The organism is Cryobacterium sp. Y11, from assembly GCF_002929535.1.
Taxonomy (GTDB): domain Bacteria; phylum Actinomycetota; class Actinomycetes; order Actinomycetales; family Microbacteriaceae; genus Cryobacterium.
In genome coordinates, this window is record NZ_PJJO01000061.1 from 358,359 (window position 1) to 374,422 (window position 16,064).

General features: G+C 61.4%; 24 protein-coding genes and 2 tRNA genes. 23 read left to right on the top strand and 3 right to left on the bottom strand.

Features of this window, described 5'->3' with window-relative positions; translation table 11 throughout:
- Positions 1 to 45: 45 nt before the first annotated feature.
- On the bottom strand, positions 46 to 870 hold the full coding sequence (locus tag CXY75_RS18305) for an inositol monophosphatase family protein (protein ID WP_104084207.1): 825 nt from the start codon (positions 868 to 870) through the stop codon (positions 46 to 48).
- Positions 871 to 995: 125 nt separating this feature from the next.
- Here CXY75_RS18305 and CXY75_RS18310 point away from each other — a divergent pair.
- A tRNA-Lys gene (locus tag CXY75_RS18310) sits at positions 996 to 1,068 on the top strand.
- Between the two features lie 80 nt (positions 1,069 to 1,148).
- Here CXY75_RS18310 and CXY75_RS18315 read toward each other — a convergent pair.
- The gene (locus CXY75_RS18315; RefSeq protein ID WP_158251251.1) at positions 1,149 to 2,168 is read right to left on the bottom strand and encodes a tyrosine-type recombinase/integrase; all 1,020 of its coding nucleotides are present in this window, start codon (positions 2,166 to 2,168) and stop codon (positions 1,149 to 1,151) included.
- Positions 2,169 to 2,441: 273 nt separating this feature from the next.
- Positions 2,442 to 2,684 (bottom strand): hypothetical protein, encoded by a 243-nt coding sequence (locus CXY75_RS18320; RefSeq protein WP_104084209.1) that lies wholly within the window; start codon positions 2,682 to 2,684, stop codon positions 2,442 to 2,444.
- A gap of 95 nt (positions 2,685 to 2,779) precedes the next feature.
- Between CXY75_RS18320 and CXY75_RS18325 the strand changes: the two genes are divergently transcribed.
- From CXY75_RS18325 to CXY75_RS18420, 22 genes are all read left to right on the top strand, one after another.
- On the top strand, positions 2,780 to 3,016 hold the full coding sequence (locus tag CXY75_RS18325) for a helix-turn-helix transcriptional regulator (protein WP_104084210.1): 237 nt from the start codon (positions 2,780 to 2,782) through the stop codon (positions 3,014 to 3,016).
- Positions 3,016 to 3,210 carry a helix-turn-helix domain-containing protein gene (locus tag CXY75_RS21165; RefSeq protein WP_104084211.1) on the top strand — a complete coding sequence of 65 codons (195 nt, stop codon included), beginning with the start codon at positions 3,016 to 3,018 and terminating at the stop codon, positions 3,208 to 3,210. Before CXY75_RS18325 ends, CXY75_RS21165 begins: the two co-directional genes overlap by 1 nt.
- Positions 3,207 to 3,956, top strand: coding sequence for a Rha family transcriptional regulator (locus tag CXY75_RS18335; protein ID WP_104084212.1), 750 nt, complete (start codon positions 3,207 to 3,209; stop codon positions 3,954 to 3,956). Before CXY75_RS21165 ends, CXY75_RS18335 begins: the two co-directional genes overlap by 4 nt.
- Positions 3,957 to 4,295: 339 nt before the next feature.
- Positions 4,296 to 4,366: transfer RNA gene (locus CXY75_RS18340), tRNA-OTHER, on the top strand.
- A 37-nt stretch (positions 4,367 to 4,403) separates the two neighbouring features.
- On the top strand, positions 4,404 to 4,589 hold the full coding sequence (locus CXY75_RS18345) for a hypothetical protein (RefSeq protein WP_104084213.1): 186 nt from the start codon (positions 4,404 to 4,406) through the stop codon (positions 4,587 to 4,589).
- A gap of 340 nt (positions 4,590 to 4,929) precedes the next feature.
- Positions 4,930 to 5,157, top strand: coding sequence for a hypothetical protein (locus CXY75_RS18355; protein ID WP_104084215.1), 228 nt, complete (start codon positions 4,930 to 4,932; stop codon positions 5,155 to 5,157).
- Positions 5,154 to 5,414, top strand: coding sequence for a hypothetical protein (locus tag CXY75_RS18360; RefSeq protein ID WP_104084216.1), 261 nt, complete (start codon positions 5,154 to 5,156; stop codon positions 5,412 to 5,414). The genes CXY75_RS18355 and CXY75_RS18360 overlap by 4 nt, the downstream gene beginning before the upstream one ends.
- Positions 5,411 to 5,569 (top strand): hypothetical protein, encoded by a 159-nt coding sequence (locus CXY75_RS19915; protein WP_158251252.1) that lies wholly within the window; start codon positions 5,411 to 5,413, stop codon positions 5,567 to 5,569. The genes CXY75_RS18360 and CXY75_RS19915 overlap by 4 nt, the downstream gene beginning before the upstream one ends.
- On the top strand, positions 5,569 to 6,837 hold the full coding sequence (locus CXY75_RS18365) for a hypothetical protein (protein ID WP_104084217.1): 1,269 nt from the start codon (positions 5,569 to 5,571) through the stop codon (positions 6,835 to 6,837). The genes CXY75_RS19915 and CXY75_RS18365 overlap by 1 nt, the downstream gene beginning before the upstream one ends.
- The gene (locus tag CXY75_RS18370) at positions 6,834 to 7,424 is read left to right on the top strand and encodes a hypothetical protein (protein WP_104084218.1); all 591 of its coding nucleotides are present in this window, start codon (positions 6,834 to 6,836) and stop codon (positions 7,422 to 7,424) included. The genes CXY75_RS18365 and CXY75_RS18370 overlap by 4 nt, the downstream gene beginning before the upstream one ends.
- Positions 7,424 to 8,407, top strand: coding sequence for a hypothetical protein (locus tag CXY75_RS18375; protein WP_104084219.1), 984 nt, complete (start codon positions 7,424 to 7,426; stop codon positions 8,405 to 8,407). Before CXY75_RS18370 ends, CXY75_RS18375 begins: the two co-directional genes overlap by 1 nt.
- Before the next feature lie 109 nt (positions 8,408 to 8,516).
- Entirely contained in the window at positions 8,517 to 8,765 is a 249-nt protein-coding gene (locus CXY75_RS18380) for a hypothetical protein (RefSeq protein ID WP_158251253.1), read from the top strand.
- Entirely contained in the window at positions 8,762 to 9,190 is a 429-nt protein-coding gene (locus tag CXY75_RS18385; protein ID WP_104084221.1) for a hypothetical protein, read from the top strand. Before CXY75_RS18380 ends, CXY75_RS18385 begins: the two co-directional genes overlap by 4 nt.
- Positions 9,187 to 9,579, top strand: a complete 393-nt coding sequence (locus CXY75_RS18390) for an HNH endonuclease (RefSeq protein WP_104084222.1) — start codon at positions 9,187 to 9,189, stop codon at positions 9,577 to 9,579. The genes CXY75_RS18385 and CXY75_RS18390 overlap by 4 nt, the downstream gene beginning before the upstream one ends.
- A 312-nt stretch (positions 9,580 to 9,891) precedes the next feature.
- Entirely contained in the window at positions 9,892 to 10,089 is a 198-nt protein-coding gene (locus CXY75_RS18395) for a hypothetical protein (RefSeq protein ID WP_104084223.1), read from the top strand.
- Entirely contained in the window at positions 10,089 to 10,220 is a 132-nt protein-coding gene (locus tag CXY75_RS20785; RefSeq protein ID WP_255411809.1) for a hypothetical protein, read from the top strand. The genes CXY75_RS18395 and CXY75_RS20785 overlap by 1 nt, the downstream gene beginning before the upstream one ends.
- On the top strand, positions 10,220 to 11,092 hold the full coding sequence (locus CXY75_RS18400) for a hypothetical protein (protein ID WP_104084224.1): 873 nt from the start codon (positions 10,220 to 10,222) through the stop codon (positions 11,090 to 11,092). The genes CXY75_RS20785 and CXY75_RS18400 overlap by 1 nt, the downstream gene beginning before the upstream one ends.
- Positions 11,089 to 12,267 carry an AAA family ATPase gene (locus CXY75_RS18405; protein WP_158251254.1) on the top strand — a complete coding sequence of 393 codons (1,179 nt, stop codon included), beginning with the start codon at positions 11,089 to 11,091 and terminating at the stop codon, positions 12,265 to 12,267. The genes CXY75_RS18400 and CXY75_RS18405 overlap by 4 nt, the downstream gene beginning before the upstream one ends.
- On the top strand, positions 12,249 to 12,551 hold the full coding sequence (locus CXY75_RS18410; protein WP_104084226.1) for a hypothetical protein: 303 nt from the start codon (positions 12,249 to 12,251) through the stop codon (positions 12,549 to 12,551). The genes CXY75_RS18405 and CXY75_RS18410 overlap by 19 nt, the downstream gene beginning before the upstream one ends.
- A 140-nt stretch (positions 12,552 to 12,691) precedes the next feature.
- Positions 12,692 to 12,850 (top strand): hypothetical protein, encoded by a 159-nt coding sequence (locus CXY75_RS19920; protein ID WP_158251255.1) that lies wholly within the window; start codon positions 12,692 to 12,694, stop codon positions 12,848 to 12,850.
- 2 nt (positions 12,851 to 12,852) lie between these two features.
- Positions 12,853 to 13,353: a single-stranded DNA-binding protein gene (locus tag CXY75_RS18415; RefSeq protein WP_104084227.1), complete on the top strand. Its 501-nt coding sequence runs from the start codon at positions 12,853 to 12,855 to the stop codon at positions 13,351 to 13,353.
- A 40-nt stretch (positions 13,354 to 13,393) separates the two neighbouring features.
- Positions 13,394 to 16,045 (top strand): DNA methyltransferase, encoded by a 2,652-nt coding sequence (locus CXY75_RS18420; protein ID WP_104084228.1) that lies wholly within the window; start codon positions 13,394 to 13,396, stop codon positions 16,043 to 16,045.
- Positions 16,046 to 16,064 lie beyond the last annotated feature (19 nt).

The following is a 16,064-nucleotide window of genomic DNA, read 5'->3' on the forward strand; positions in this document are numbered from 1 at the left end:
CGCAGACGCGGGCTGTGGGGGTCCGGGCGCTACTGGGCCAGACCGTCAAGCCGGGTTCAGTACGGCGAGCGTCACCGCGTGCAGGAGGCCGTTGGTGGCCAGTGCGCTGCCGTGCCACGGCCCGCTCTGGCCGTCGACCGAGGTAAATGTGCCGCCAGCCTCTTGCACGATCGGCGCCAGGGCCGCCATGTCGTAGGGCTGCAAGTCGAATTCGCCGGCCACGTCCAGGTGACCCTCGGCGAGCAGCATGTATGACCACATGTCGCCGTAGGCGCGGGTGCGCCACACCTGGCGCGAGAGCGTGATGAGCTCGTCGAGGTGCCCGGCCGCGTCCCACTGTTGCAGACTGCCGTAGCTGATGGATGCCTCGGCGAGGGTCTCGATGCCGGAGACGCGCAGGCGGGTGGGGGCGGCATCCGCTTGGCTGGCACGTACTGTGCTCGTATTGCTCGACCAGGCACCGCTGCCTAGTGCGGCCCACCAGCGTTTGCCGAGGGCTGGCGCGCTGACCACGCCGAGCACGGGAACGCCGTCGATGGCGAGCGAGATGAGGGTGGCCCAGATCGGGATGCCGCGGAGGAAGCCGGCCGTGCCGTCGATCGGGTCGATGATCCATTGGCGAGTGGTCGACCCGGCCGTGCCGAACTCTTCACCCAGAATGCCGTCCTCGGGGCGCTTTTCGGCGAGCAGACCGCGGATGGCGGACTCGACCGCCTGGTCGGCATCAGTCACCGGGGTGCGGTCGGGTTTGGTCGTCACGACGAGGTCGAGCGCGGTGAAACGCGCACGGGAAATAGCGTCGGCGGCATCGGCGAGGGCGAGAGCCAGCTGGAGGTCATCGGACAGGGCGTAATTTCGCGGTTCAGTCACGGTTTCAAGGATAGTAATTCCGTGAGCGGATGCCGGTCACCGCTCCCTTTCGGCCTCGATTGGCATCATGCCCTCTCGGGGTGTTAGGGTTACACGTTGCCGCGGGTTGTTCCGCTGCCTCACATGCACCTCTAGCTCAATTGGCAGAGCAACTGACTCTTAATCAGTGGGTTCCCGGTTCAAGTCCGGGGGGGTGCACTGCAAAAGACCTGATCAGATAGTTGATCGGGTCTTTTTTTTATGCCCTTTTGAGTCAGTCGCGATGCGAAATCTGCGACTTACTCGCTACTTTCAAACATGCCTTCAATGACTCCTGCGAAGTCCGCAACCTCCCGCTGGCGCTCCACGTAATACTTCACAGTAATGTCCGACGAGCCGTGACCTAGCTGCGCCTGAGCCGCCTCGATACCGACCAGCTTGTCCAAATGGGTTGCTACTGCCTTGCGGAAATCCCTGGGAGTCTTGCCCTCATAGACGGTCCCGTCGATTGCCTGACGCCACTGTCGCCGCGAGTTGTTGGGCCAGCGATAGGTACCCGTGCTCGACGGGAAAACCATAGGGTAAACGGATTCAACACGGCGCTGCGTGAGCATGCCCAGCACGCTCGCCGGCAACGTCAATCCGCGGTGGCCCGCTTCGGATTTTGGGTGTGCCTGACGCTGCAACTTTCCGGTCACGTCGTCCACCACAAGCGTCCCTGTGATCCTGAGCACGCCCGTATCTACCTCAAGGTCTTCCCACCGGATCGCGAGCGCCTCACCCTGACGGCATCCGGTAGCCATCAAGAGCATGCTGAGCTCGTGCAGCTCTGACGTGTGGCCTTCATCATAGGCAACGAACAATGACCGCATGGCGTGGATATCTGAAAGCGCGATCACCTTCACTTCGCGTTTCTTTGGGCTGATCGACATCGTCTCTTTTACTGGATTGCGATTGACTGCACCTTGGCGAGTAGCCAATGCGAACATCTGGAGCAGGACCGTACGCGCCGTGCGCGCTGCCGTAGGCGTAACCATAAGTCCTTTGAGGAATCGGTCGAGCCGGGGGATCGATGCCTCTCTCAGGCGAACCTCGCCGATGCCGGGAATGATCTTGCTTCGGATGCTACTGCGGTAGGTGGTTAGCGTTCCAGCTACGGTCTCCTTGATCTTGAGCTCTTCGAGCCATTTCCCGGCCAGTTCCTCGATTGTCGATTCGGGGGACAGGAGGTCGCCTCCCGTTTGCTCTGCGATCTTCGCTTTGAGTGCTTTCTCGAGAATGCGCGCGGCCTCGGGCTCAGTTCTACCGTTCCGCTGCATGCGACTCCGGTGACCACTGGAATTGCGATAGTAGGCGGACGCCTGAGCCTGACCGTTGACGGTGCTGCGTGTAATCTTTCCCCACGCATCGAGGTCAAGGGGCGGTCTAGGCATGAGTCGCTTCGATTATTGGGTGGACAGTGTCAGTGGCACCCGATAACCTCGAAGATATATTCGATATCAGGCGGGGGTATGACGTGGTGATGAATGCGGATTCGACGTTGAAAGAAGCGATCGCAGAGGCGCGCCAGAGCGGGGTGAGACTAGAAATAATCATCGCTCGAGTCGCTGCTTCGCTCGCTCAACGATGACCGTGACATCTACGTTCAGTGCTCCGGCGATCTCCAAAAAGAATCCGAGCGGCATGGAACGCTCTTTCCTCAAGTAGTTCCGAGTCGAGTCATAGGGCTTGCCGAGTATCGCGGCAAACTGTTTCATGTTGATGCCAGATGCTCCGAGTTCGGCATTGATCTGGTCAATGATTGCGGACTGGAGCGCGTCATCTTCTTTGGTCATGCGCCTCATCATATGGACTAATTGACCAATTGTCTATATGAAATTGGCCGTTTTTTAGGCTTGCGGTTGGTCATACGACCACATATCCTTGTCATATGACCATTCAGAACACCGCGGCAGATGTGGCAGCACGCATCACGAAGGCCCGAAAAGATGCTGACCGAACCGGAATTTGGCTCTCCATGAACTCAGGGATTTCCGAGAAGACCCTGAGCCGCCGGTTCGCCGCTCCAGAACAATTCACCCTGGCGGAACTAAGTGCAATCGCCCGGGTTCTCAACTGCGATTTCGATGAAATCCTAATCGGCAACACCACGGCACTGGCCGTCTGATGTGCACCCTCCCCGCCAACTGGCTCAATGAGCATGCCGTTGCATCCAAAACGGGAATCAATGTCGAAACTCTCCGCGTGTGGCGCCGGACAAAAAAGCACATCCCGTTCTCCAAGATTGGGCGTCTCGTTCGGTACGACGAGGGAACTGTCGACGCCTACATGAAGTCGCAAGAAGTGGCCGTGGCAGCATGACCGCCCTCGACATCTTCACCCGCTCGGGCGCTCTCGTCATCTCGTCCGAGACGATCGCTGAAGGCACCGAGAACCAACACAAGAATGTGCTCCAGCTCATCCGCACATACCGCGAGGATCTTGAGGAATTTGGAAGGGTGGAATCGGAAACGCGACCCTTCGAAACATCCGGAGGGTCGCAGGTCCGCGAGGTGTTCTTCCTGAATGAGCCACAGGCCACCTTGATCCTGACCTACATGCGGAACATGGATCGCATTAGGGCATTCAAGAAGGCTCTTGTCCGGGCGTTTTTCGACATGGCACGCCAGGTAACGCCGGCGCCGGCTGAACTCACTCGCTTGCAGATACTCGAGCTTGCGATGGAGTCGGAGCAGAGAGCGATTGCAGCGACCGCTCGTGCGGAGGTTGCCGAAGAGTTCAAAGAGGCCATCGAACTGAACGACGGCATCACCCCGCGCGACTTCCACAAGAAGTATCTGCCCGGAGTGACAGAAACCCAATTCAGCGCTGCCCTGTACCGTCACCGTCTCCTGATCGATCAGACCGGACAACGCGGGCGCAACGCCAAGGGCAAGATCATCAACGGCAAGCAGCACCGCCACCCTACCTATCAGGGCAAGGCGTTCTTTTACCTGCACTCTGAACTCGACCGAGACAAGATCCGGCGCGAACACGTGCGCGTGATTCCCGGCGAGCCTGAGTTGCTGCTCGTGAAGTGGTGCGCAGCTCGAGGGCTCAGCACCTAACCCCTTCATTCTTTCCCGGTCTCTGACTGGGAATCCGCTGGCGTGCCCTCGGGCATCCGGCAACTGCACCACATTCCCCTGGCCGTGCGCCGCTGTCAAAGGCCGCGCATAGGAGGGGGAGCACGTTCCTTAATAACTCCACAGCGCGGCACCCGAACGAAATGAGAAGGGGCCAGCCTCCGCACGGTTTAGCACCCGGCCGGAGAGGCGCAGCCATTCGCTGCGTATGAACGCCACCGCAGTCGTTGACCGACCCCTCGCAAGGGCGGACGACTGCGGCAACGCGCACCATTCCGGTTCGGTCCGGGGTGCGTAGCTCGGTCATCACGACGGGCACATGGGCGGGTAGCTCAACTGGAAGAGCGCGGGTTTCCCCACCCGATATGCCGGTTCGATCCCGGCACCGTCCACTCAACAACAGGTATCACCCACAGAAAAGAGAACGTCATGAGCACTGCAGCACGCAAGGCACGCAAGATCGCCGGGATCAAGTTCGAGAAGGCCGTGAAGGTAGCCACTCCGGTCGCCGAGCGCTCGTGGTTCGCGCTCCCGATCTTCAATTCACGCTCCGGCGAGTACCGCCCGCGCAGCGCCAAGAAGGTCGCCCGGGCGTTGGCCGCTCGCACTGTATAGGCCACAAACGAGAACGGCCCCCGAGGTTCAGTCGGGGGCCATGACACGGAAACGAGATTCACATGCCCAAACAGACTACCGGCTACAACAAATACCCTAATCCGCACTGGATGGACGACGACCTCAGCCACCTCGACCTATTCGACGGTCGCCGCCCTTCATCCCCGTACCCATCTGAACCCCCGCACGGCTCACACTTCATCGCATCTGCCCGCAGCCGGCGAGTTGCCCGCCGCAAGATGATAAACAGGCTCAGAGACTGGTTGCTCGCGTTCCTTCTCGCTGCGATCGCCTGGGCATGCATTATCAGCTTTGCCACTTTAGTTGTGTGGTGGATCGCATGAGCATCAAGATCGAATCCACCTCCGCTGCAACCTGCCGGGCTAATGGCCCCGTGGTCGGCTCGCAGCTTGCCAGCAGCACCAAGCACTGTGACGTGTCCATCGAGATTACTTGGATCGGCACGTTCGAGATCAGAGCGAAGACCCTCAGCGACGATAAGCGTGGGCCGAGTCGCGATGAGCCGATGGAGTTGCAGCGGTGGCGCGAGTGGGAAATCATCGCATGACCGTGCTGACATCGCCGGGCTTCATCCCGCCGGCCGTCGCTGTCGACGGTGACCGGGTCCGGGTGATTCCGAGGAACAGCGATGGCGACGGGATCATCGGATACCAACTGCCCGCGCCGCCCGGCTTTGTCCGCGTGGCCGCGGAGGCCGTCGACGACAACCGGCTAGACAAGCCGGAGGACTGGTGGCGCGCTACGTATCGCGCCGGCGAAGTCCGTGTCGTCCTGATCCAACGGCGTCCGTGCGTGTTCGTATGACCGCGACGCACTGGGTCATCGTCCTCGCGGTCATCGGCGCCATCTTCATCTTTACCGGTAGCTGGCTGCTCTGGCCGCTCCCCATCATCTGCCTCGGCTTTGCCTTCATGGCGCCGATGGTCGTACTCGCTTTCATACAGATAAAGGACATGTAATGACACAGACATTTACCGCCACGAACTTCAAGCGTCTCATTGGCGAGGCGACTATCACCCCATCCGGCAACGAGCTCGTCGTGCTCGCCGGGGAAAACAGATCGGGTAAGTCGAGCTTTCGCCAGGCGATGCAATCGCTCCTCAAGTACGCGTCCAAGCTGATCCCCGATCCGATCCACGAAGGCGAGACGGAATCTCGCGCCGAGTTCATTGACACCGAGTTGGGCGTGAGACTCCTGCGGGTGTGGAAGCGCAAGGCAGACGGCACGATCACCTCGACGTTCAGCGCTTACGCTCTCGACGGCGCCAAGTACCCCTCAGCTGTCGCGCTGGTCGCTGAACTCATGGGTGGCAATCTGATCGACCCCAGCGAGTTCGTGGGTTTCGACGAGAAGAAGCAGCGTGACGAGCTGCTGCGTCAGGTGGAATTGCCCTTCGACATCGACAAGCTCGCCGCCGAGCGCAAGGGCATCTTCGACGGCCGCACCGACAAGACACGCGAGGTAAAGCGCCTGGCCGCACAGCTCGACGGATGCGCGCCGGCCGACGCGCGCGTGCCGGATGCCGAGGTGTCGGCCGCATCGCTGTACGAGGAGATGGACGCGATACGCAAGCACAACGTGGAGGTCGATCGACTGACCGACGCACACATAGACGCGATGAACGCCCGAATCGTGGCAGATCAGACGGCGCGGGCGGCCGCCGCTGCGTTCGATAAGGCACGTGCCGACCACAAAGCGGCCGCGGCTGCCGAGAAGATCGCCGCCGACGCCGCAGTAGGTGAGATCAAATCGCCGGATGCCGTCGCCGCACGGCTGGCCAGTATCGATGAGACCAATGTGAAGGTGCGCGCGCAGCTCACCCGGGCCGCCCTCGCCGCCGAGCTTGAGGATCGCACCGCCGAAGAGGCCGCGCTGACCGCGAGCATTGCCGCGATCGACAAGCGCAAGGCTGACGGCCTCGCCGCCGCCAAGTTCCCTGTCGAGGGCCTGAACGTGAGCGACGAGGGCATCACCGTCAATGGCCTGTCGTTCCTGTCGCTGAGTGAGAGCGAGCAGCTGTGGGTTGCCCTCCGCATCGCGACCGCCGGCAACCCGAAGCTCAAGCTGATCTTCCTCAAGAATGGCGACGCGTTCGACGACAAGACTCTTGCGAAGGTCCAGGCGTACGCCGCTGAGAACAAGTGGACGATCATCGCCGACCGGGGCCGCGATAACTCGGCTGACTTCGGGTTCGTCTTCGAAGAGGGAATCCTGGCGGCGGCATGAGCTACGTGGACCGCGTCATGGCCGACTCGCTCGACCGGCCTGCGTGGCTCACTGCGCGAGAGCCAATCATCGGGGCGAGCGACGCGGCAAAGCTCGTAAAGATGTCGTCGGTTCCGACGTACCTTGCCGCGAAGCTCAAGCCCTCGGCGTTCTCGGGCAACCGGTACACAGAATCCGGCAACGAGTGGGAGCCGATCATGCTCGCCTGGGCAGGCATCCCTCAGAACACCCTGCTGATTCATTCCGCAGAGCACCCGGGACTTGCGGCCACCCCTGACGGGCTGCTCGTGAAGCCTGAGGGCATCGTGCTTTCTGAGGTAAAAGCCAAACACGATCGCATCGTCTACGGCCCTACGCCGGGCGAATTCCGACAGGTCGCATTCCAGCAGTACTGCGTTGGTCCCGACGTCCTTTACACGGAGTTCATCTGGGCCGAGATCGTGAACGGCGAGATGCGCACCGAGGTTCCCAAGAGCTTGCGCATCTACCCCGCCGACGTCGCCGACGTGCTGGCCGCCATGCTGCCGATCGCCATTGAACTATCCAAGCGGCTCCGCGCCGCAATCGAATTTGAAAGAGGCATGTAATGAGCAAGGAAGTAACTCAGTACGAAGCCGCCGGGCTGGACGAGAAGATGCGCTACGTGCAGACGCTCGCCTCCGCCGGTGATCTGATCCCCAAGGGGCTGTGGGACCGCGGCGCCCCGTCCCCCGGCAAGGTGCTGCTGGTCTTCGAGACCGGTTCCATGCTCGGGATTCACCCGATCGCGGCGCTCGGCGGCATCCATGTGATCGAGGGCAAGCCGACGATCTCACCCGGCCTCATGTCTGGTCTCGTGCGGAAGGCCGGCCACAAGCTGCGGGTGACCACGAAGGGAACGATCGAGGGCGGCGACTTCGCTGCCACGGCCACGATCACCCGCTCAGACGATCCAGACTTCACGTACTCGGCAACCTGGACGCCGAGCCGCGCCGCCCGCGCTGGGCTGTGCAAGTACGAGGTCAAGAATGGCAAGTGGGTGGTAACGGCCCGCTCGAAGAGTGGCAATCCGCTCCCGTGGGAGGCGTACAGCGAGGGGTTGTGCAAGGCCCGTGCAATCGGCGAGGTCGTGCGCGAAGGCGGCGAGGATGTGCTGATGGGTGTCAGCTACACCCCCGAGGAAATGGGTGCGCTGGTCACCGACGCAGGCGAGCTGCAGTCCACGCCGGACAAGGATGCCGCGCCCGCCGAACCTGCCGAGGACTGGCCTGCACTCGTGGCCACTGCGACAACAATCGCCGACCTCAAGGACATAAGGGATCGGGCGGTCGCTGCCGACGAATACACGGCCAACCGGGCGATGTTCCTCGCAAGGCAGGGCGAACTCAGCCGGGCCGAGGAAACCGCGCTCCCCGTTGACCCGGACGAGGATGTCGTCGACGCCGTGATCGTGCCCGACGACGAACACACTGAGGCACCCGAAGCCCCAGTGCCCGCCACCGAGCCCGACGACGAAGAGACGGAGCTGCAGCGGTACGAGCGCGAGAGCGCCGAAGAGTACGCCGCAGAGCGAGCCGTGACCGGTGCTTAGCGCGCAGCTACGACTCAACGAACACCTTGCTAAATGGGACGCAGAGATTCGTCGGTTCGACGCAGCCGTGCACGACTACGGCACGTCAAAAGCTGGCTATGAGCAACGCGTGGCAATCGTGAAGATCACGGCAAAGAACTCTGTGGAGAAGGTGGCCGTGGCATGGCTTGAGACTCTTGCAGATGCCGACCCAGAGGCGAACACCTTGCATCTTGAGTATCGGGGATCAGAGGCCACTGTCGAGGCGATCAAGGCGCGGTTGCGTTGGTGCCAGGCGGTCGCTGATGCGCTCCGCTCTGAGGTGTCCACTGAACGCGCCGAGGCTCAGATTTACTCGCAGGACAGGAGCACCCCATGATCAGCATGGACAAAGGTCTGACGCCGACGACGACAGGCGTTGAAGGCGGGTTCATCCCCTTCGAGCAGACGCTCACATTCGATTGGAAGACCCCGCCGCTGCACCTCAACCAGCGAATGAACAATCATGCTCACGACCGCATCGTGGCCGAGACGCGACTCGCTGGCAAGCTCATGGCGCACCGGATCCCAGCGCTCGGGAAGTGTCGCGTGACGCTCACCTGGTACGTCGTAACGAAGACGGTACGCGACGAGGAGAACCCAGTCCCGACGCTCAAAGCACTATGCGATGGGCTCGTCGACGCCGGCGTCGTGGTTGACGACCGGCCGGCCTACATGACCAAGCTCATGCCCGAGATCGTCTGGCTCGACAAGAAGCTCGGGCACGTCGCGCACATGACGCTGCGAGTGGAGCGGATCGAATGATCCTCCCGAAGGTCGCCAAGCCCTCGAAGGCCGACGAGACAACGGCGTACGAACTCGCCACGCTGCGAGATAACGCCACGTGCCAAATGTGCAAGAGGCCCGGTGAAATCCAGCGGGATCACAGGCAGAACAGGCAGCAGGGCAACACGGTCACGTCGAACCTGGTCTGCCTATGCCTCGACTGCCACCTGTACAAGACCGAGCATCCCGAGTGGGCCTATCGCACCGGATGGGGTGTCCCACGCTGGGCAGATCCGGCTAAGTGGCCTATCCCTAGGCGGGTCGGCGGGGTGTGGCAGGACGTACTACTGGACGACGCCGGCGGCTGGGCGTTCATCACGGAGGCTCGGGCGAAAGCGGCTCGAAACGGTGACGGCATCGTTTTCTGACTCGAACATTCAGAACTGACTTGAATCTTTTTTTCACTAATTCATACACAGGTCGTTTTGGCCTGTATCCACAAGGGATCGGAGGCAAAATTGAATAGTTATCCACAGCCCGTTCCACAGATTATCAACAGTGCTGTCGGCGTTTCCACATTTTATCCACAGAGTTATCCACAGGGTTATCCACAGGGCGATTTGTGGACAGGCGTTCGATCAAACGAATATTGGACTGCGCCTGAAAAGGCGAAGCGGCCCTGTGCTCTAACACGAAGGCCGCTTCTCATCCGCTCTCTGGATCACACCATTGGAGGGACTTTGCAAAAGTCTAACAACGGGCTGACGGCCGCGGCCGAAACCCACCTGAATTTGCTCCGTCAAGAACGGGCCACGCTCGCACGGCAAGACCGCTATTACGTCGATCTCGCTTTCAAGTACGGCGTCACGGTCCCGGAGATTGCCCAGCGGTCCGGGCTGACCGTGACCGCCGTGCAAAGCATTCTGGTTGGCACCTAATGGGCGTCGATCGGGACAAGCTAATCGCCTGGCTTTCAGCTCGTGGTAACTCAGAGAACGTCGTGGTGTTCGCGATCTACTCGGGCCTCGTGATGCGTATCAAGCGCGGCGACTTCGACGAGGTGCCGTAGTGGCCCGCGACCGCGCGAACGTGCGCGTCGACATCTGGGCAGATCAGGACTTCCGCGATCTGACCGGCGAGGCACAGCGGCTCTACTTCCAGCTCACATCGCATCCGACTCTGAACTATGCGGGCGTGGCCGAGTGGAGACCTGGGCGACTTGCTGCGATGGCTTGCGACCTCACCGCCGGCAGCATCGAGCGGGCTGGCCAATTGCTCGGGGAACGATTTTTCATTGTCGTCGACGAGCAGACCGAGGAGGTTCTCGTGCGCTCCTATGTGAAGCATGACGGCATATTGAAGCAGCCAAAACTGGTTGTCTCCATGACCAATGCTTACGCGGCGATCGCGTCGAAGCTGATTCGGAATGTGATCGCTTTCGAGGTGCAGAAGATGCGCGACCGAGATCCGAATATGGCCGCGTGGAAGGTCACGCAGACCGAGACAATTCTTCGGGCCGAGGCGAAGGACATTCGGGAGATTTCACCGGGGCTAACCCCACTGTTTACCCCAGAGCTAACCCCAGAGCTAACCCCAGCGTTTACCCCAGACGTTACCCCAGAGCTAACCCCTAGCTCTGGGCAGGCTCAAGGGTTGCCTACATTAACAGCTACTACTACAGCTACAGGAACTTCGTTCCTTGATGATGGCGCGAAGGGAAACGAAACTCGAATACCTGCCGACTGGGTTCCATCCAAAGCTCACTTCGACCGAGCCAAAGAACGAAACCTAAACATCACGGCCGAGGCTGAGAACTTCAGACTGCATGCCGAGACTCACGATCGGCGAGCGGTTCGATGGGGCGCGGCGTTCACGATGTGGCTGAACAAGGCCACGCCGGGGCCGGCGAAGTCCAACCGTGACGCTTGGATGCAGAAGTGACCGGCTCACCTGCTGAGCGGAATCTGATTGGTGCGGTGATTCTTGATCCGCGCCAGTTCCGTTCGGTCCGCGATCTGGTCTCGGGTGCCGACTTTGAGAATCCGAACATGGGCGATGTCTTCGCGGGCATTGGAGACATGGTTGCTCGTGGCCTGCCGGTGGATCACATCACGGTTGTGAATCAGTGGCCGGTGTGGGGCATCCGCGGTATCGAGTCCAACGAGGTCTTCGAGTGGACCGGCGCCGAGGTCTACACCCAAGCGGCGACAGAGTACGCGCACTCGGTTCGTGACGCGTCGGTGCGGCGTGGATTGAAGTCCATTGTCGGGCTCGTGATGACGGGCGTTTCAGACTCGGGAGCATCACCGCTGGATATCGCAGCGATGGCGGCGACGGCGCTGGAAGGACTTCGGGCCGGGTCAACGTCGGGCACGCTCGTGGCGAAACCGCTGGCCGAGATCCTGGCCGGTGAGGATGCTTACGACTGGATCATCCCGGGGTTGCTTGAGCGTCAGGATCGTCTGGTACTCACCGGCGCTGAGGGCGCGGGCAAAACCACGTGGGTTCGGCAGATGGCGGTGCTTTCGGCGGCCGGGATTCACCCGACGACGTTCGCGCCGATCGATCCGGTCAACGTGCTCGTGGTCGATGCCGAGAACACCGAACGGCAGTGGCGGCGTGCAGTGCGGTGGATGTCGTCTCGTGCGGCTGAGATTGGCGCGGCTGATCCTCGGCTGAGCATGCACATCACGGCGGGCAAACGCATCGACGTGACGCGGGGTTCTCACCTCGGGGAGATTCACCGGCTGGTCGATCTGCACAAGCCGGATGTTCTCTTTATCGGGCCGCTGTACAAGCTCGTGCCGAAGGCGATCACGAACGACGACGACGCCTCGCCGCTGATCGTCGCACTCGACTCGCTGCGTGAACGCGGGCTGGCTTTGATCATGGAAGCCCACGCGGGCAAGGCGAACGGTTCGGACGGTGAGCGCAACCTGGCGCCGCGTGGATCAGCTGCGCTCATGGGCTGGCCTGAGTTCGGGCTCGGGCTGCGTCACAACCCCGACGACCCGAAGCTGGTCGACGTCGTACGGTGGCGCGGTGACCGTGATGAGCGGGACTGGCCGAACCGGATGTACAAGGGCGGCGATTGGCCATGGACGCCGGCGCAGTAGCCCCCGACTTCACGCTCGCCCGCTACCTCGAATTCCCGGACGTGGTGAAGATCGAGGCCGAACGTTTCCCGCCGCTGTCCGTGGTACTGCGCGAGTCGTTCGGCTCGCCGGATCACGAGCTGATGGTCATGGCGCATGACATTCGTGTGTCGAGGTTCAACACCCGCGATCGGGACCGGTCGATTGCTGGCGACGCGAACGGCGATCAGCGTCTGGCTGCGGCCACTGCCGAGTGGCTCGCCTTCAATGACCGCAAACGAGCGATCGAATCCGGGCGAGCGTAATCCCCATTCACCCACTCATCACGCGCTTGTCGCCGCCTCACGCGATTACAGGCGAAATACACACAGGCGTAGGTCCAAACGATCTACGGACTTCACAGGGGCGCACAGAGCGCCAACCGATCCAAGAAATGAGCACCGACATGGCACGCAGAACACCACAGCAGGAACTGGAATACCAGATGCAGAAGATGAAAGACATGGGCGTGACAATCAGCGTCAGTCCGGCTCCCGGCGTATGGGCCAAGACAATCGCCGAAGCCGCGGACGCTGCGGGAATCCTCGAAGAAATGAGCAACTGACCATGGCTGGCGAGACTGTAATCACCGTCGTCGGCAACCTGACCAGTGATCCCGAGTTGCGGTACACACAGAACGGCCTGGCAGTCGCGAACTTCACCATCGCGAGCACGCCGCGTACCTTCGACCGGGCCAAGAACGAATGGGTCGACGGCGACGCTCTGTTCCTTCGGGCATCCGTCTGGCGTGAGTTCGCTGAGCATGTGGCCGGCAGCCTGACGAAGGGCAGCCGGGTAATCGCCTCGGGTCGCCTCAAGCAGCGGTCGTACCAGACCAAAGAAGGCGAGAAGCGCACGTCGATGGAGTTGGAGATCGACGAGATAGGCCCCAGCCTCCGCTACGCGACGGCGAGCCTGACCCGCGCGCAGTCCAGCGGGCATGCTCCCGCTCCAGCTGCGCAGGGCAACGACGAGCCGTGGGCGCCGACCGCGCCAACGAGCGCAGCGGCAACTGGCGGCGACGTCTGGAATTCCCCGGGCAACTTCAGCGACGAGACCCCGTTTTGAGCAGTTGCTCACCCACCACCACGCAGACGAAAGGGACACCATGACATTGACCGAAGCAAGACCTGATTACGATTCATTCCTGCGCGAGAAAGTCAATTTCGATAAGTCGTTCGGCTTCGAGATCGACCGCGCAGAGATCCACCCGCTGCTCAAGGATCACCAAAAGGACATGGTTCAGTGGGGAGTGAAAGGCGGGCGGCGTGCATGGTTCGCCGCGTTCGGTCTGGGCAAGACGTTCATACAGATTGAAACCCTGCGGCTGATCACCGAGCACAAGGGCGGGCGCTCGCTGATCGTCGCTCCACTAGGCATGCGGCACGACTTCATTTCATCCGGGGCCCGTCTCGGCGTCGAGGTGACGTTCATCAAGACGGCGGCTTTCGGGCTGCCCGAGACGGGCATGTTCGTCACGAACTACGAGAGCGTGCGGGACGGCAAGATCGACCCGAATTTGTTCACGGCCACCAGCTTGGACGAGGCGAGCGTGTTGCGCGACTACGGATCGAAGACCTTCCAGACCTTCCTGCACCTGTTCAAGGACATCGCGTTTCGGTTCGTGGCTACGGCGACACCATCGCCGAACCGTTTCAAGGAGCTGTCGCACTACGCGGCCTACCTCGGAATCATGGACTCAGGGCAGATCCTCACCCGGTTCTTCCAACGCGATTCATCGTCGGCCGGCAACCTCACCCTGCATCCCCACAAGGAGCGCGAATTCTGGCTATGGCTGAACACCTGGGCGTGCTTCATCCAGAAGCCGTCGGACCTCGGCTATTCGGACGAAGGCTACGACCTCCCCGAACTCGACGTGCGGTTCCATCGCGTCGAGGTGAAAGACGGTGAGGTTCGTATGGACGGCGACGGGCAAGCGGTCCTCTTCGCAAACGGCGCTCTCGGCCTGTCCGGCGCCGCGGTCGAGAAACGCAACAGCCTCTCCGCTCGAATCGAGAAGCTAACCGAGCTGGTCAACGAAGCACCTGCAGATCACTTCATTCTCTGGCACACGCTGGAGGACGAACGAAAAGCGATCAAGAAGGCACTGCCTGAGGCGATGGAAATCTTTGGCAGCCTCGACCTCGACGAACGGGAGGATCGCGCGGTGAAGTTCGCTGACGGTGAGACACGGATCCTCGCCACAAAGCCGAGCCTTTCCGGGTCGGGGTCGAACTTTCAGCGGCATTGCCATCGGGCGATTTACGCGGGCATCGACTTCAAGTTCAACGACTTCATCCAGTCCGTTCACCGACTGCACCGATTCCTACAGACCGAGCGGGTGGAGATCGATGTGATCCTGGCCGAGTCCGAAGAGTCAGTAATCGAGATCCTTCTGGCCAAGTGGGACCAGCACAAGAAGCTGACGGCAAGCATGTCGGACATCATCCGTGAGTTCGGTCTGGATGCCGGCGCGATCTCGCAGGCGCTGACCCGTTCGATGGGCGTTGAACGCGTCGAGGTGAGCGGCGAGAACTGGCAGTTCGCGCTCAACGATTGCGTTCTGGAAACTCGCGATCACATGGCGACTGATTCGGTGGACATGATCCTGTCGTCCATCCCGTTCGGCACGCAGTATGAGTACTCCCCGAGCTACAACGACTTCGGCCACACCGACGACAACGTGCACTTCTGGGAGCAGATGGACTACCTGACGCCGAACCTACTACGGGTACTCAAGCCGGGCCGAGTCGCCGCCATTCACGTGAAGGACCGAATCCTGTTCGGCAACGTCATGGGTACCGGTAACTCGACCGTGGAGCCGTTCCACGCGGAGACGCTGGCCCACTTCCGGAAGCACGGGTTCGACTACCTCGGCATGCACACGATCGTCACCGATGTCGTACGCGAGAACAACCAGACGTACCGCCTCGGCTACACGAAGATGCGCGCTGACGCATCGAGCATGGGTATGGGGATGCCGGAATACGTGCTGCTGTTCCGCAAGCCGCAAACAGACCGGTCGAAGGGCTGGGGCGACGAGCGGGTAACGAAGGACATTTACGACCCGACAAAGCCGCTCGTCTACGCAAGGGATGAGGACGACGAAGAATACGCGGAAGAGGAATACGAGCGACCAGTGAAGGCCGAACCTGCCGCGCCGAACAACCCAGTCGACGGTTACTCGTTGGCACGCTGGCAGATCGACGCGCACGCATTCTGGCGTTCGTCTGGTGACCGCCACCTCACCCCTGAGGAGCTGTCGCAGCTCAAGCCTGAGGACATGTCGCGGCTGTTCACTGCGCAGACGGCCACGAGCGTTTACGACTACGAGAGCCACGTGAAAACGGGCGAGCTGCTCGCAGGTCGAAAGCGCCTCCCGTCCACGTTCATGTCCCTGGCGCCGGCGTCCTGGCACCCCGACGTGTGGCACGACGTGAACCGGATGCTGACCTTGAACGGTGAGCAGTCGCGGCGAAACCTCGTGATGCACACGTGTCCCTTGCAGTTCGACATCGTGGACCGCTTGATCACCGAGAAGAGCAACCCGGGCGACCTGATCTATGACCCGTTTGGCGGGCTGGGGACGGTCGTGCTCCGCGCGCTCAAGCTGGGGCGCCGCGGCCGTGCTGCCGAGCTCAACCCGGTCAGCTACTACGACGGCGTGAAGTACCTCGAGGCTGAATCGGCCAAGCAGGACATGCCCACGCTGTTCGACCTGATCGACCTCGCGATGGAAGCTGAGCCCGTAGCCGTTTAGCTTTCACCACCTATTCACA